This window comes from Pradoshia sp. D12, assembly GCF_008935075.1.
Lineage (GTDB): Bacteria > Bacillota > Bacilli > Bacillales > Pradoshiaceae > Pradoshia.
Window position 1 is genome coordinate 1,383,939 of the sequence record NZ_CP044545.1, and the last position, 16,479, is coordinate 1,400,417.

Genomic DNA, 16,479 nt, shown 5'->3' on the forward strand with positions numbered 1-16,479 from the left:
TCAATGCACTATCAGTATAAATTCGAAAAAATATTAACGATAAAAGAAAAAGAAAAGAATGATTCAGAGTCAAAATATACAGAAGCTGTAAAAGAGTTTGAATCAGAGGCCGAAAATCTCTATCAAGTGCTGAAAAAGAAAGAAGAGTTATTGGATTCACAATCTGAACAATTAAAACAGGGATTGTCCGTACAGCAGGTCAGATATAATCAGCATTTTTTGGATAATCATGAAAAGATGATTGCCCATTATCAAAAGCGTGTGATGGATACACGATCTAAAATGCACTTTTATCACCAGCTTCTGATAGAAAGCAATGTAGAGGTTAAAAAATACGAGAAAATCAAAGAGAAAGATTTTCAAAGATATTTTAATACAATGAAATACGAAGAAAATCGGCAAATGGATGAAATATCTATTCAACAATACATGAGCCGTTCATGATGGAGGCGTAGTAGTTGGATCGTATGGAAGAAAAGGAAAACAAAGGATTTAGTAAACTGAATTTGTTCCTTACTATATTGATTGTTCTGATATTCATAGCTGGAATTCTGGTAATCACCGTAACTTTCTCAGGTAAAAGTATAGGGGAACAAGCTGGAAAACTTGCTGAAAATATTCCCTTTTTAGGTGAGAGTGAGGAAAAGGCAGAAAAACAGACAAATCAAACAAATCAAGCGGATTATGTGAAAGAAATTGCTAGTCTTAAGTCAGAGCTTAAGGATAAAGAGAAAGAAACGGAAAGTCTTGAAAAATTGCTGGATAACAAGGAGATTGAACTCAAGCGCAGTCAGTTATCCGTAGAGCAACTGGAACAGACGATTTCAGAATTAGATCAAAAAAAAGAACAAAACTCAAGATCCTCAAAAGATATCATTGATACCTATGAGAAAATGGCTCCCAAACAGGCGGCCTTAATAGTAGCAGAAATGAATGAGAAAGAAGCGGTGAAAATCCTATCCTCTATTACTACAGAAGCCTTGGCTGACATTATGGAAAAGATGGAAGCTAAAAAAGCTGCCGTATTAATGGAAAAAATCTCGGCCGAGAAAAGTAATGGTGCTGAGGATTCTTAAGGGGAAAGCAGAAAGATTGAAAGGAGGTGAATAAATGAATCAGATGGGTGTATTGCCTAACAACCAATTTGTAAAAACAACTGCTTTACCTAATGACCAAGTGCAAATAAATAAAAAATCTCAGGATAAATCTTTTCATAAAATGCTCCAAGATGAAAAGAGCTTGGACAAAGCAGAGAAAACAGAGGATCCAGTATATGAAATACTGCATGATGGAGTTGAAGTAGATGATACTTTGAGTTTCCTGGAAAAAGAGGGACTTGAAGAGTTGGAAGGAGCATTTGAGCTGTTAAATATGCTGCTAACCAATAACCAGGAAGCTCTTCCAGAATCAGAGTTTATTCAACAGCTTCTGGGTGAAAATCCTTCTGAAGCAATTAAAGAGGCATTAAGGAATTTATTGGATTCATACGATACATTTAAGGAGATCGATTTTACTCAATTGCCTCCTGTTGAAGATGATATTGAAACACTTAATGGCATATTAACTAATGGGTTAGCAAAACCATTTGAAGGTTTAACAAATGATCAAAGAAATGCATTTCTTACTCTGTTGAATTTCGGAAAATTGGTTGTGATGAGCCATAAGCATACGTTCAATCAAAAAGGAGCAGAAAATGTTGGTCAATTAGATGCTCTTTTATTGAACTGGAAATACAAATTGACAGCCTTGGATGAAACAAAAAAACCAATTCTGTCTGATGTAAAAAACAATCCTGCTTCATTAAGAGATATAGGCATGAACACATACAATCTGCAATCTAAAACCTATTCATTAAACTTCAAAAATGGTGGTTCCATTGTCGGATTCAATCCTATGTCTGCTAAAAGTGCAGATATTCCGTTAAACCAAACAGTGATGATTGGAGACCTTCAGTTACAAACACAGCAGCAGAGTCCTGTCTTGACCCTTGAAAAAGGTGGACAAGCAGTAGGTGCAGATGAATTCATTAAATCATTTGAATCTCTCTTATCTAAATCGAATTTTACTAACCAAAATGGTGTTCAAAGATTATTTGTTCGATTGACACCGGAGAACCTGGGTACCTTGCAAATTGAATTAATACAAAAAGACGGCCAGCTGGTAGCCAAAATTATTGCCAATACACAAAAAGGAAAAGAGCTATTAGAATCTCAGATTCAAGGACTAAGAGTTTCATTGGCTGCACAGGGAATTGATTTCGACGAAATAGACCTAGAACAATCACAGGATACGCACTTCCAGGAAGAATCTCCTTCGGAAGAGAGAAGAAATCAGCATGAACATCAAGAAGATCAAAATGTTAGGGATCATGATGAAGAATTATTTTCAGGATTTTCAAGTGTTCTGGAAGAATCAATCATTAATCAGGAAATATAGGAGGAGTCATTTTGACAACGATTGATACAAGTCTTTTATATAGTTCCTTACAGAATCAAACGAGGGAAGTAAAAAATAACCTGGATAAGGATGATTTTCTGAAATTATTGCTGACACAGCTACAAAATCAGGATCCAACCAGTCCAATGGACGATACGGACTTTATAGCGCAAATGGCAACCTTCTCAAGTCTTGAGCAAATGACGAATATGAATACGACGTTAGAGAGCTTTGTGAACTCACAAAATCAAAATCTATTAATCACCTATTCGCAGTTTGTGGGGCAGGAAGTGACCTATCATAAACTGGCCAACCCAGATAACGAAGGTGGGGACACGGAGGTTGTGGAAGGAAAGGGTGTTGTGAAATCCATCCAATTTGTTGATGAGAGTGTGAAATTTATTCTAGAAGACGGGACTGTATTAGAGCCTGCAAATATTTCTTCCATAAATCAGCTATCAGAGGGCAATAATCTTGCCGAAGCGAGTCGTCTAATAGGGAAACAAGTGACTTGGCTGGATGATAAAGGGGAAGAACACACGGCAGAAGTATCTTCGGTCTTTCAAAGAGACGGAAAAGTTAAACTAGAGGTGAATGATGAAGCGAAAACCTCTCTGCTTCTCAATCAGTTGATTAAAGTAGGATAAAGATAAGAGGCGAAGTCAATGGATCAAAAAATTATATTCAGGCCACAAGTGCCAATTGCCAATCCACTTAAAGGTGCGCAAAAAAACCAAATGAAAAGTGGAAATGATTCTTTTGAAAGCTTTCTTAGGCCTGAACTGGACGCTGCAAATAAAGGTATTACAATCAGCAAGCATGCCCAACAGCGCATCCAACAACGAAATTTACAGATAGATGAACATCAATGGGGCCAGCTGGAAGTAAAATTGGCTGAAGCAAGGCGCAAGGGTTTAAATGATTCATTGGTGTTGATGGATCATGCAGCCCTCATTGTAAATGCAAAAAATAATACGGTCATTACTGCAATGGATAGAGACGAAGCGGGAGCCCAAATTTTCACAAATATTAATGGGGCAATCATTTTAAAATAAAAACTGGATGGCTGGACCTCATGAGAGGAAGCCAGGCTGTTGATCGACTGATACAGCCAAGCTGAAAGGGGAAAAATAATAATATGTTACGTTCCATGTATTCTGGCATTAGCGGATTAAAAAACTTCCAAACAAAATTGGATGTAATCGGTAATAACATCGCAAATGTGAACACATATGGCTTTAAAAAAGGCAGGGTTACATTTAAAGATACTATGAGCCAAACTGTTTCGGGTGCCAGCGGAGCCACTGCTGATAAGGGCGGTACGAATGCTATTCAGGTAGGCCTCGGAAGCTCACTGGCTTCGATTGATAATATTGATACACAGGGAAGTGCCCAAACGACGAATCGAACACTGGATTTTTCTATTGAAGGTGATGGATATTTCGTAGTTAAAAATGGAAATCAACAATTATATACACGTGCAGGGAATTTTTATTTAGATCAGGATGGGGCACTTGTGACAAGTGAAGGATTTAAGGTTCTAGATATAGACGAACAGGAGATCACTATCCCGCAAAATATAGTCAGCTTCAGTATTGGACAGGGCGGCGAAATAACGGGTGTCGATGCAAATGGAGCTAGTGACACTATAGCAACAATTGGAGTAGCTAAATTCACTAACCCGGCCGGATTAACGAAGGCGGGTAATAATACATTTCAAGCATCTGCAAATTCTGGGGTACTCGACATAGGAACAGCAGACACCGAAGGTAGAGGGAAACTGACATCAGGTCGACTTGAAATGTCAAATGTGGATTTATCTGAAGAATTTACAGATATGATTGTGGCACAGCGTGGTTTTCAGGCTAATACCCGCATTATCACAACATCTGATGAAATCCTTCAGGAATTAGTTAATTTGAAAAGGTAATGGTAAAGGAGGCAGGGGCTAAAGAAATCCTTTAGCCCTCCCAATTATGATACAGGTAACCAAATTGAACGGAAAAAAATACTTTTTAAATGCATTATTCATAGAGTCTGTAGAAGCAAATCCAGATACGACTATAACACTTACCAATGGAAAAAAGTTAATCGTCGCAACTGAGGAAAGAGAACTTATACAGATGATTAATCATTTTTATCGCAGCATAAACGTTTTAGGACATCAGCAGAACCGGGAGGATACCGATGAAGAATAAATTAATACTTTTATTTTTGTCAGCTATTTCTTTGCTGGGGATCATCGCGGTTGTTGTGTTAATGAATTACACAGGCGACTCTGCAGATAAAGAACCGAGTATTGATGAGGTTATTAAATATTCTGTTGAAATACCGGAAATTACGACTAACTTAACGGATAATACGTTAATTCGAGTAACGTATATGATGGAAACAGACGGTAAAAAGGCAAAAGAGGAATTAGAAAAAAGAATTTTCCAAGTAAATGACATTGTCATTAAAGAATTATCTGAGATGAAAGCTGAACAACTGAATGATAAAAAGGGCAAACTGGAATTTGAAAATAAACTTAAGGAACAAGTGAATGAGTTGATGCAGGAAGGTAAGGTTATTCAAGTTTATACTACCTCGTCTATTCTCCAATAAAAAGCGACGGACATAAAAGTATCTGAAACTACGGAGGTGATTCGATTGTCTGGCGAGGTTTTATCACAGAATGAAATTGATGCATTATTATCTGCCCTCTCAACAGGTGAAATGGATGCAGATGAATTGAAAAAGGAAGAGAATGAAAGAAAAGTAAGAGTTTATGATTTTAAAAGAGCTTTACGGTTTTCGAAAGACCAAATTCGAAATTTAACAAGAATACATGAGAATTTTGCTCGTTTACTGACCACTTATTTTTCAGCGCAGTTACGCACGTATGTCAATATCAATGTTGCGACAGCTGATCAGCTTCCGTATGAAGAATTTATACGTTCAATTCCTAAAATGACGATTATGAATGTTTTTGAGGTTCCTCCTTTAGATGGACGAATCTTGATGGAAGTTAATCCGATTATCGCTTATACCATGCTCGATCGTGTATTAGGCGGCAGAGGTTCAAGTCTTAATAAAGTTGAGAGCCTCACAGAGATAGAAACCAAAATTATGTCCAATCTATTTGAACGTGCATTTGAGAATCTAAAGGAAGCGTGGGCTAACATAGCCGATATAAACCCGGAGCTATCAGAGTTTGAGGTTAATCCACAATTCTTACAGATGGTTTCCCCAAATGATACGGTGGTTGTAATTTCATTAAATATTACAATCGGTGAAGTTAGCGGGATGATAAATATATGTATACCGCATGTAGTATTAGAGCCTATTATTCCTAATTTATCTGTACATTATTGGATGCATACAAGCAAAAAGAAAAGAGAACCAAATGAAGTACAAGCGATAGAACAACAAGTTCGAACAGCAGAGTTACCCCTGATTGCTCAATTGGGAACTGCTGATATTTTAATCCAAGACTTCTTAAATCTAACTGTGGGGGATGTTATTGAATTAGGTCAGCCAATAGACAGCCCAATTGTGTTGTCCATAGGAGATGTTCCTAAATTCCTTGGACAGGCAGGAAAGGTAAATAAGAAGATAGGCATTCAAATATTGGAGAACTTGAAAGGGGGAAGCTTAGAATGATGAACAATGAAAGACTTACTCAGGAAGAAATTGATGCATTATTAGATAGTTCTAATCAGGAAGTGTTTCCTGCTTCACCAGCGATAGGTGATTATTTTTCATCAATGGAACAGGATGCTCTTGGTGAAATTGGCAATATATCATTTGGAAGCTCAGCAACTGCTTTATCTATACTATTAAATCACAAAGTGGATATTACGACACCTTGCGTTTCTATAGTTGCCAGTGAAAAATTAGTGGAAGAATTTCCACAGCCATATGTAGCCATTCAGGTGGAATATACAGATGGTTTTATTGGTTCTAATTTGTTGGTCATAAAGCAGACAGATGCTGCTATTATTGCTGACCTCATGCTGGGTGGAGATGGGCATTCTCCAGCTGAGGATTTATCTGAGATTCATCTAAGCGCTGTACAGGAAGCGATGAATCAAATGATGGGTTCTGCTGCAACCTCCATGTCGACTGTTTTTAATAAGCGTGTAGATATCTCGCCTCCATCCATAGAGCTTATAGATTTAATGGAAGGCTCTGGACATGATGTTTTTCCAAAAGCTGATTTGCTTGTGAAAGTGTCTTTTAGATTAACGATAGGGAACTTAATAGATTCCTATATCATGCAATTATTGCCTGCGCATTTTGCCAGAAGTTTAGTAGATGAATTGATGAAGAAAACTTCTCCTGAGATGGGAGAGACAATTAAACAGAATCAACCAGCTGCCTATTCCATGAGTGGAGTGGAACCAACTGTGAGAACCAGTAATGAGAGAGTAGCTAAAACGGCATCTGATCAATCGTATCAAGCGGAGCACATCAACGACGCACTGTTGGGAGGTAAAACAGAGATAAATATGCAAAGCAATCAATATCTAGGAACGAATTCTGCTCCCTATAGCCAGCCGGTTCAGGTACAGCCTGCCACGTTTTCTGAATTTGAGCACACGCAGCGGTTAGATGAAAAAGAGGTTAATAACCTCAATATGTTATTGGATATTCCTTTGCAGGTAACCGTAGAACTGGGAAGAACGAATCGGTCCGTCAAAGAAATTCTTGAGCTATCATCAGGATCTATTATTGAATTGGATAAATTAGCCGGTGAACCGGTCGATATTTTGGTGAATAAGCGTTTGATTGCCAAAGGAGAAGTCGTTGTAATTGATGAAAATTTTGGTGTTCGGGTTACAGATATTATTAGCCGAACTGACCGTCTGAAAAAATTAAAGTAAGCTGGGGGAAGAAAGAATGTCACACAAAATTTTAGTAGTCGATGATGCTGCATTTATGAGAATGATGATTAAAGATATCCTGGTTAAGAATGGATATGATGTTGTGGGAGAAGGAGCGGATGGTCATCAGGCTATTGAGCTATATAAAGAAACAAATCCTGATTTGGTCACAATGGATATTACGATGCCAGATATGGACGGAATTACAGCATTAAAAGAAATACGCAAAATCAATCCAAATGCCAAGGTTATTATGTGTTCGGCAATGGGTCAGCAGGCAATGGTTATTGATGCTATTCAGGCAGGTGCAAAGGATTTTATTGTAAAACCTTTTGCAGCTGACCGAGTTTTGGAGGCAATCAGCAAAGCTTTATCGTAAAGAGGGGAAGTAAACGTGCAACGGATGCCAAGCTATATAAAGGTTATTCTTTTCTTCATTTTGTGTTTTGCCATTACTGCACCATTCAAAGAAATTGCAGTAAATGCAGCGCCAGACAATGGCAGCCAAAGTGTGGACAGTTATTACAATACTAAAGATCGTAAGACAGAGACAGGGGATATCGACCAGACCAATAATAACAGTATCTCTGATTCAGCTGAAAATGAGACAAATGACATTGGAATTACAATTGGAGATATCTTTAGAATGGTATTCGCCCTACTATTTGTTGCTGGATTAATGTACATTCTTCTGCGCGTCATTAATAAAAAGAATCGTGGATATCAGCACGGCCAAACTATTGAAAACCTGGGAGGGACTCCGTTAGGTGGAAATCGCTCTGTCCAGATGGTAAGGGTTGGGGAGAAAATCTACATTGTAGGTGTTGGAGACTCGGTTCAATTACTCAATGTGATTGATGATAAGGAAGAATACAGCAAGCTAATTGAAGAACATAATCAGAAATTAGAAACTCAGATTGCCCCAATGGACCTTGCAGGCAAGCTCATTGATAAATGGAAAATAAAAACTTCCAGGCGAACGGAGAAGTCGTTCAAAAGTCAATTTAATGAACAGTTGAAACAACTAAAGGAAGACCGCAAACAGATTACAAAAGAAATAAGCAAGAAAGGAACACACCGAGATGAATGACTTAATGACTCTCTTTAGCAGTGGGGATGCCGATACCGTTTCTACATCAGTTAAGCTGCTCCTGTTATTAACGGTTCTTTCTCTTGCACCAAGCATTTTAATTTTAATGACCTGTTTTACAAGAATTGTTATTGTTCTGGGCTTTGTAAGGACAGCTTTATCGACACAGCAAATGCCCCCTACACAAGTGTTGATCGGATTATCGCTCTTCATTACATTTTTTGTAATGGCACCGGTTTTATCTGAAGTGAATGATGAGGCGCTTCAACCGCTTTTTAAGGATGAAATAAAGCTGGAAGAAGCATATGAAAAGGCAGCAGGGCCCTTTAAGGAGTTTATGAGTAAACATACAAGGCAAAAGGATTTACAGCTATTCCTGGAATATTCTAAGGCGGATACACCTGAATCAATTGAAGATATTTCTTTAACTACGCTGGTACCTGCATTCGCGATCAGTGAAATGAAAACAGCCTTTCAAATTGGCTTCATGATTTTTATCCCATTTCTGGTGATAGACATGATTGTGGCGAGTGTTCTAATGTCCATGGGTATGATGATGCTACCGCCGGTCATGATCTCATTACCCTTTAAAATCTTACTGTTTGTGATGGTCGATGGATGGTATTTAGTTGTTAAATCTTTATTACAAAGTTTTTAGGCAGGTGAGAGAAAGATGACATCAGAAGCAGTAATTTCGTTGGCTGAAAAGGGGATTTATACTGTATTAATCATAAGTGCTCCCTTACTGATCCTAGCTCTTGGGATTGGTTTAATTGTCAGTATTTTTCAGGCGACCACACAAATCCAGGAGCAAACGTTAGCTTTTATTCCGAAAATCGTCGCTGTTTTGTTGGGCATTGTATTTTTTGGGCCATGGATGCTGAGTAAAATGCTCTCTTACACGGCTGACATTTTTAATAATCTAACGAAGTTTGTAGGATAGGCTATGGAAGAGATTGTTCCCAAATTTAGTGTATACTTATTGATTTTTGTACGTCTTGCATCCTTTTTTATTACAATGCCTATCTTTTCATATAGAACGATTCCTGCACAGCATCGCTTAGGAATCAGTGCTCTGCTCGCCTGGATTATGTATTATACGGTATCTTCTCCAGGCTTTGAAATTGACGGTTTATATCTTTTATTGGTGTTAAAAGAAGCCTTAGTCGGATTAATGATTGGCTTTTTTGCGTATATGATGTTCTCAGCTGTTCAAACAGCCGGAGGATTCATTGATTTTCAGATGGGCTTTTCAATGGCTAATGTCATTGATCCGCAGACAGGGGTTCAAAGTCCCTTAATGGGTCAATATCTTTATACATTTGCACTCCTTTTTTTGCTGGCGATTGACGGACATCATTTGTTATTGGACGGAATTTTTTACAGCTATGAATTCATCCCTTTGTCAACAGATTTTCTTCCGTTTGGAAATGAGCAAATCCTCACATTGATGATTCAATTCTTTACACAGTCATTTATCATTGCTTTTCAAATGTCTATCCCAATTGTTGGAAGTTTATTTTTGGTAGATATAGCACTAGGTATTGTAGCAAGAACGGTGCCGCAAATGAATATATTTGTTATTGGTTTTCCAATCAAAATATTTGTCAGTTTAATTTTGTTAACTATTACGATGGGAACCATCTTACTTCTGGTAAAAGGGCTTTTGAATACAACATTGGAAGGAATGCGTTCGCTTATGCATCTGCTTGGAGGAAGTTAGAATGAGCCTACTAAAACTGGATTTGCAATTTTTTTCAGGGGAGAAAACAGAGAAGGCTACTCCTAAAAAAAGACAGGATGCAAGGAAAAAAGGGCAGGTTGCCAAAAGTCAGGATATCAATACAGCAGTTGTTTTGTTAGGGGTATTTCTCATTTTATATATAGCAGGTGGTTTTTTAAAAGATAGATTACTAGTTATTTTTAAGTATCCAATCAATCTATCTGCTACCTTCTCATATTCAGAAGCGGATTTATATTTAATGTTTATTGAACTTCTTAAACAAATGGCTATTATCTTGGGACCTATTATGTTAGCGGCTTTTATAGCCGGAATTATCGCTAATTTTGCGCAGGTAGGAGCCATGTTTTCAACCGAAACTATACAATTTAAGCTTGAAAAAATTGACCCAATAAAAGGGTTTAAACGGATTTTTTCAATGAGAGCGCTCGTCGAAATGCTCAAATCTATATTAAAGATTACGGTCATTGGAGTTATAACCTTTTATTCTATTTGGTCGCGGTTGGATGAAATTATGATGCTTTCAACTAAAACGAAGGGGGCATCCTTAATTACACTTGCAGATATTACAGTCAAAACCGGTTTGTTTGCTTCGGGAGCTTTATTGTTTTTAGCCCTGTTGGACTATCTTTATCAACGTTTCGATTTTGAAAAGAGCATTCGAATGTCCAAACAGGAAATTAAACAAGAGTATAAAACAATCGAAGGAGATCCGATAATAAAGTCTCGAATCAAGCAAAAACAAAGAGAAATGGCCATGTCGAGAATGATGCAGGAGATACCAAAAGCTGATGTAGTAATTACGAATCCGACCCACTATGCGATTGCTTTAAAATATGACGAAAATCAGCTGGATGCACCATATGTAGTAGGAAAAGGGCTGGATTTTGTTGCCCAGAAAATAAAGCTTGTCGCTAAAGAAAATGATATTCCGATGATGGAAAACAGACCATTAGCAAGAGCATTGTACAATCAGGCAGATATCGGTCAGGCAATCCCTGAAGAGTTTTACAAAGGAGTGGCTGAGATTCTTGCGTACGTCTATAAACTGAAAGGCAAGTCGTAGGAAATATGATTAGCCTGATATCATTTTTGCCGTTTGATTATAGTTAGCATAATTAATCTAAGATATTGATAGATTCACGTTCTATTAATTACCCGTTAGGAGAGAAGTAGCATGCGAGCAAGAGATTTATCAGTTTTAATAGCCGTCATAATGATTGTAGCCATGTTAATTATCCCTTTACCAACATGGTTGATAAGTTTTTTAATCATGGTCAATATTTCTCTTGCCTTATTAGTATTATTGACTTCAATGAATACACAGGAACCTTTGCAATTTTCTATTTTCCCTTCCTTACTGTTGCTCCTCACGTTATTTAGACTCGGCCTTAATATTTCTACGACTAGAGCAATCCTGACACACGGGGATGCCGGTGGAGTCGTTCATGTATTCGGTGACTTTGTAGTTGGCGGTCAAGTGATTGTTGGATTGGTCGTTTTCCTAATCTTAATCATTATTCAATTCATTGTCATTACAAAAGGGGCTGAACGTGTAGCAGAGGTGGCAGCCCGATTTACGCTTGATGCAATGCCAGGTAAACAAATGAGTATTGATGCCGATTTAAATGCCGGAATGATTTCTGAACAAGAGGCGAGAACCAGACGTGATAAGGTGTCGAGAGAAGCTGATTTTTTTGGTTCGATGGATGGTGCCAGCAAGTTTGTTAAAGGTGACGCCATAGCCAGTATTATTATTGTCTTAATCAACCTGATATTCGGAATGATTATCGGTGTTATGCAAATGGATTTATCATTTGGTGAGGCGGCTGTGAAATTTTCACTTTTATCTGTAGGGGACGGGATTGTCAGTCAGGTGCCAGCCTTACTGATTTCAACTGCGACAGGTATTATCGTGACGAGAGCAGCATCAGATGGCAATCTTGCTTCAGATATTACATCTCAGCTTTTTGCTTATCCACAAATGCTGTATATTGCTGCCGGAACTATTCTGTTATTAGGGCTTTTTACACCGATTAATAATTTTCTAACATTATTTATTTCTGGTCTATTGGCTTTGGGGGCTTATAAAGCTACATCTATTCAACAAAAAGAAAGCACTGTTTCTGAACTGGAACCAGATGATACCGCAGAAGCGGAAGAAATGAAAAGTCCGGAAAGCGTCATTAGTCTTCTCAGTATTGATCCGATTGAGTTTGAATTCGGTTATGGGTTAATTCCATTAGCGGATGCCAATCAGGGCGGAGACCTTTTGGACAGGGTGGTTATGATTCGCAGGCAGCTTGCTATTGAATTGGGTCTTGTTATACCCGTTGTAAGAATCAGAGATAATATTCAGCTTAAGCCTAATGAATATAGGCTGAAAATTAAAGGTGCTGAAATGGCCAGGGGTGAGCTTTTGTTAGATCACTATTTAGCGATGGCTCCAGGAATGGATGATGATTCTATTGAAGGAATTGATACGATAGAACCTTCCTTTGGGCTGCCGGCCAAGTGGATTACGGAAGAGACCAAGGAATATGCTGAAATGCTAGGCTATACCGTTGTGGATCCACCATCAGTTGTTTCCACACATATTACTGAAGTCATTAAAACAAATGCAGCTGATTTGATTGGGCGTCAGGAAACAAAACAATTAATTGAGCATCTCAGAGAGTCTGCACCAATTTTAATAGAAGAAGTTACGCCTAATCCTTTATCTGTAGGTGATATACAAAAAGTTCTGGCTAAATTATTGAGAGAAAAGGTCTCAATTAGGAACCTACCAGTTATTTTTGAAACCTTAGCTGATTTTGGAAGGATGACAAATGATACTGACATTTTAGCGGAATATGTTAGACAGGCACTTGCCCGTCAAATCACAAACCAATATGTAACGGGTGATAATTTAAAAGTGTTAACTCTTTCTGGAAGAGTTGAAAAAATCGTTGCCGACAGTGTTCAACAGACAGAACAAGGTAATTATCTATCGCTAGATCCGACTAACTCACAGAAAATCCTTGAATCAGTAGCAGGAAAGCTGGAGGAGCATGCCTTACTTGATCAGGCACCTGTATTGTTATGTTCACCAGCTGTAAGGATGTATGTGCGCCAGCTGACAGAGAGATATTTCCCGCAGCTTCCGGTGCTATCATATAACGAATTGGAAGCAAATATAGAGGTACAAAGTGTAGGGGTGGTGAATGCTGAATGAATGTGAAGAAGTTTACAGGGATATCCATGCAAGAAGTGATGAGTAAAATACGGGCGGAATTTGGAAATGATGCCGTCATATTAAATTCAAAAGTAGTCAATAGCAATGGTATTCTTGGTCTATTTAAAAAGAAATCATTTGAAGTGATTGCCGCATTGGATACCGATTCAGTGGAAAGTAAAAAAACAACATTCACGAAGGTAAATAAAGATACGATTCCATCCATAAAAAAGGAATCAATTGAACAACCTGTTCAATTTTCCAATTCAACAAAAAAAGATATCGATAACCCATCTAATGAAATACTTAAAAAATTGCACGATATGAAACAAATGTTATCACTAGAATCCAAATACAATCACTTTCCAGATCCATTAAGAGAATTACACCATCAGCTTGTTGTAATGGAGTTGGATAAGCATATAATCGACAAACTGTTGGAGTATCTATTGGGAAAATGGAGGAATAATCAAAGGTCTGCTGAAATGACTAAGGCGGACCTATCAGAGCTGGTCCATATCTACTTACTTGAACAATTAAAGAATTTTGCCGTTAATGGTGAGCAATTATTTAAGAGAAAATATATAAATATTGTAGGTCCGACTGGTGTTGGGAAAACCACTACAATTGCAAAAATTGCAGCTGAATATGTGATTAAGCATAATAAAAAAATTGCGTTCATCACTACGGACACCTATCGAATCGCAGCTATTGAACAATTGAAAACATATGCAGAGATATTGAGAGTACCAGTCGAAGTGGCGTATAACAGTGATGATTTTAAACAAGCTGCTGAGCGTTTTGCCCATTACGATCATGTATTTATAGATACAGCAGGCAGAAATTTTCGAAATCAGGAATTTGTTGAGGAACTTAAAGGGCTGATTGATTTTAATATCGATATGCTGACATATCTTGTCCTTTCCGCTACTTCCAAAGAGATTGATATGACAGCGATCTATAACCAGTTTTCCATAATACCCATTCACGGAGCTATTTTTACCAAATTAGATGAAACTGCCTATCATGGTTCCGTGGTGAATTTTATTCTTAAACATCATGTTCCAGTTATTTATATGACAAATGGACAAGATGTTCCCGATGATATTATTGCTACCACCCCGGACAAAATTGTCAAAATGGTATGTGGAGGTCATTTATATGTATGACCAAGCGGAACTGCTTCGACAAAAGATACAATATAAAAAAGAAGAGCCATCTGCCAAAGTAATTGCAGTTGTAAGTGGAAAAGGCGGAGTCGGTAAATCCAATTTTTCATTAAATTTTTCAATTGGACTCGCTAAGCAAAATAAAAAAGTATTGATTATAGATATTGATGTAGGAATGGGAAATATCAATATCTTAATAGGCCAAACGGGCAGATATACAATAGCAAATCATTTTAATGAGGGGATCCCTCTAAGGATGGCTATTTCTGCTGGGCCTGAAGGAATCCATTATATTCCTGGGGGTACAGGTTTAACAAATTTTTTTAAAATGGATCAAAAACAATTTGCTCACTTTAGCCATCAATTTCAAAGCATTCTGGAAGAATATGATTTTATTATTTTGGATATGGGTGCGGGAATATCAGAACAATCCTTGCAATTTATCGTTTCTGCGAATGAATTGATTTATATTACAACACCAGAGCCAACGGCAATAACGGATGCTTATTCCATGATGAAATATCTTGTTAGCAGAACGGATGCACCGTTCTATCTTCTCTGTAACCGGGCTTCAAGCCGGAAAGAAGGCAATGAGGTCATTTTACGTTTAACGAGAGCTGCGCAACAGTTTTTACATAAAGAAATCGTGGCACTTGGGATTTTGCCAGATGATAAAACGGTACAAAAAGCAGTCATAAGACAAATTCCATTTATCCTCTTGAATTCTCGGGCTCCATCTAGTGAAGCACTAAACAAAATCATTGCTCAGTATATGGGAAGCGTGGATAAAGAGGGCAATTCACCTGCTTCGTTTATGAAAAAGATGAAGAATTTTCTTTTCGAAAGGCAGGCTTAAGATTTGGCTGCTATTAAAGTTCTAATCATTGAAGATTCACCTTTTATGAGAAAGTTGATAACTGAATTTTTACAAGAAGATGAACAAATTGAAGTGGTGGGCATTGCTAGAAATGGAGCAGATGGGCTTTTGAAAATGGAAAAGCTGAAACCTGATGTCATTACACTGGATATAGAAATGCCTGTAATGGACGGTATAACGACATTGCAGGTAATCATGGAAAAAAATCCAATGCCTGTGGTTATGCTTTCCGGTACTAACAGATCGGGTGTAGATATGATTATGGAGAGCATGAAGCTTGGTGCAGTCAATTTTATCGAAAAGCCCTCTGGTTCATTTTCACAGGATTTACACAGAATTAAGAGTCTAATGATTCAGAAAGTGAAAGAGGCTGCCAAAGTAAATATGAGCGTGTTTGACCAAAATAATCGCCTGATGAATGTGCCGCCAATCGCTGAAATTTCACAGGAACTGAATCTGACTGAAAATGTCAATGAAAAAAATACGGATGTTCCCTTCCAAAAAATTATTTGTATCGGAACCTCGACGGGAGGACCGCGAGCACTGTATACCGTATTGCCATTACTTAAAAAGAATACGGTACCTATTCTCATTGTACAGCATATGCCGGAAGGGTTTACAAAACACTTGGCTGAGAGACTAAATGAGTTGTCAGAAATAACTGTGAAGGAAGCTGAAGAGGGAGAAATTTTATGTAATGGAACAGCCTATATTGCACCTGGTGGATTTCATTTAAAAGCTTCAGTTCAAGCTGGTGTGCTGATTGCCAAATTGGATAAAACTAATTCCGTTAATGGCCACCGTCCATCGGTGGATGTCTTGTTTGATTCAGTTTCCGAACTGCCCCCTGTATACGAATGTGTAGCCGTTATTATGACAGGTATGGGATCAGATGGTACGAAGGGAATTATGAATTTAAGAAAGTTTAAAAAGTCCAGAATTATTGCTGAATCTGAAGAAACTTGTGTGGTCTATGGTATGCCAAAAGCGGCAATCGCTACGGGATTGGTGGATGAAATAATTCCTCTGGGTCATATAGCTGGAGTATTGAATGAAATTTGTAAGGGTGAGAGGTGAAGGTAAATGA

20 protein-coding genes are annotated in these 16,479 nt (G+C 37.8%); all 20 read left to right on the forward strand.

The genetic code is table 11. The annotated features are described in order from the left end of the window. The first annotated feature begins 3 nt into the window (after positions 1-3). Positions 4-444 (forward strand): flagellar export protein FliJ, encoded by a 441-nt coding sequence (fliJ, locus tag F7984_RS06825; protein ID WP_139891250.1) that lies wholly within the window; start codon positions 4-6, stop codon positions 442-444. Positions 445-467: 23 nt separating this feature from the next. After that, positions 468-1,076, forward strand: coding sequence for a MotE family protein (locus F7984_RS06830; RefSeq protein ID WP_225983713.1), 609 nt, complete (start codon positions 468-470; stop codon positions 1,074-1,076). A 34-nt stretch (positions 1,077-1,110) separates the two neighbouring features. Next, positions 1,111-2,436: a flagellar hook-length control protein FliK gene (locus F7984_RS06835; RefSeq protein ID WP_140461271.1), complete on the forward strand. Its 1,326-nt coding sequence runs from the start codon at positions 1,111-1,113 to the stop codon at positions 2,434-2,436. An 11-nt stretch (positions 2,437-2,447) separates the two neighbouring features. Beyond that, entirely contained in the window at positions 2,448-3,083 is a 636-nt protein-coding gene (gene flgD, locus F7984_RS06840) for a flagellar hook assembly protein FlgD (RefSeq protein WP_225983672.1), read from the forward strand. An 18-nt stretch (positions 3,084-3,101) separates the two neighbouring features. Beyond that, positions 3,102-3,491, forward strand: coding sequence for a TIGR02530 family flagellar biosynthesis protein (locus F7984_RS06845; RefSeq protein WP_139891246.1), 390 nt, complete (start codon positions 3,102-3,104; stop codon positions 3,489-3,491). A gap of 83 nt (positions 3,492-3,574) precedes the next feature. Then, entirely contained in the window at positions 3,575-4,366 is a 792-nt protein-coding gene (flgG, locus tag F7984_RS06850; protein ID WP_140461272.1) for a flagellar basal body rod protein FlgG, read from the forward strand. A gap of 46 nt (positions 4,367-4,412) precedes the next feature. After that, positions 4,413-4,634, forward strand: coding sequence for a flagellar FlbD family protein (locus F7984_RS06855; protein ID WP_139891244.1), 222 nt, complete (start codon positions 4,413-4,415; stop codon positions 4,632-4,634). Next, the gene (fliL, locus tag F7984_RS06860; RefSeq protein ID WP_139891243.1) at positions 4,624-5,040 is read left to right on the forward strand and encodes a flagellar basal body-associated protein FliL; all 417 of its coding nucleotides are present in this window, start codon (positions 4,624-4,626) and stop codon (positions 5,038-5,040) included. Before F7984_RS06855 ends, fliL begins: the two co-directional genes overlap by 11 nt. A 45-nt stretch (positions 5,041-5,085) precedes the next feature. After that, positions 5,086-6,078, forward strand: a complete 993-nt coding sequence (gene fliM / locus F7984_RS06865) for a flagellar motor switch protein FliM (protein ID WP_140461273.1) — start codon at positions 5,086-5,088, stop codon at positions 6,076-6,078. Then, entirely contained in the window at positions 6,075-7,301 is a 1,227-nt protein-coding gene (gene fliY, locus F7984_RS06870) for a flagellar motor switch phosphatase FliY (RefSeq protein WP_139891241.1), read from the forward strand. Before fliM ends, fliY begins: the two co-directional genes overlap by 4 nt. A gap of 16 nt (positions 7,302-7,317) precedes the next feature. Beyond that, positions 7,318-7,680, forward strand: a complete 363-nt coding sequence (locus F7984_RS06875) for a response regulator (RefSeq protein WP_139891240.1) — start codon at positions 7,318-7,320, stop codon at positions 7,678-7,680. Between the two features lie 24 nt (positions 7,681-7,704). After that, a complete protein-coding gene (locus F7984_RS06880; protein WP_225983714.1) occupies positions 7,705-8,391 on the forward strand; it encodes a flagellar biosynthetic protein FliO in 687 nt (228 codons plus the stop codon). Further along, complete coding sequence (gene fliP / locus F7984_RS06885; RefSeq protein WP_066100426.1) at positions 8,384-9,049, forward strand: flagellar type III secretion system pore protein FliP; 666 nt, start codon at positions 8,384-8,386, stop codon at positions 9,047-9,049. The genes F7984_RS06880 and fliP overlap by 8 nt, the downstream gene beginning before the upstream one ends. Positions 9,050-9,064: 15 nt before the next feature. Beyond that, positions 9,065-9,334 (forward strand): flagellar biosynthesis protein FliQ, encoded by a 270-nt coding sequence (gene fliQ, locus F7984_RS06890; RefSeq protein ID WP_066100423.1) that lies wholly within the window; start codon positions 9,065-9,067, stop codon positions 9,332-9,334. Between the two features lie 3 nt (positions 9,335-9,337). Beyond that, positions 9,338-10,114: a flagellar biosynthetic protein FliR gene (gene fliR, locus F7984_RS06895; RefSeq protein WP_066100420.1), complete on the forward strand. Its 777-nt coding sequence runs from the start codon at positions 9,338-9,340 to the stop codon at positions 10,112-10,114. 1 nt (position 10,115) lies between these two features. Then, positions 10,116-11,198 carry a flagellar biosynthesis protein FlhB gene (flhB, locus tag F7984_RS06900; RefSeq protein WP_140461275.1) on the forward strand — a complete coding sequence of 361 codons (1,083 nt, stop codon included), beginning with the start codon at positions 10,116-10,118 and terminating at the stop codon, positions 11,196-11,198. A 111-nt stretch (positions 11,199-11,309) separates the two neighbouring features. Then, a complete protein-coding gene (gene flhA / locus F7984_RS06905; RefSeq protein WP_066100412.1) occupies positions 11,310-13,346 on the forward strand; it encodes a flagellar biosynthesis protein FlhA in 2,037 nt (678 codons plus the stop codon). Continuing rightward, a complete protein-coding gene (gene flhF, locus F7984_RS06910) occupies positions 13,343-14,515 on the forward strand; it encodes a flagellar biosynthesis GTPase FlhF (RefSeq protein WP_140461276.1) in 1,173 nt (390 codons plus the stop codon). Before flhA ends, flhF begins: the two co-directional genes overlap by 4 nt. After that, a complete protein-coding gene (locus F7984_RS06915; RefSeq protein ID WP_066100404.1) occupies positions 14,508-15,371 on the forward strand; it encodes a MinD/ParA family protein in 864 nt (287 codons plus the stop codon). Before flhF ends, F7984_RS06915 begins: the two co-directional genes overlap by 8 nt. Positions 15,372-15,374: 3 nt before the next feature. Next, positions 15,375-16,469: a protein-glutamate methylesterase/protein-glutamine glutaminase gene (locus F7984_RS06920; RefSeq protein ID WP_066100401.1), complete on the forward strand. Its 1,095-nt coding sequence runs from the start codon at positions 15,375-15,377 to the stop codon at positions 16,467-16,469. The last annotated feature ends 10 nt before the right edge of the window (positions 16,470-16,479 follow it).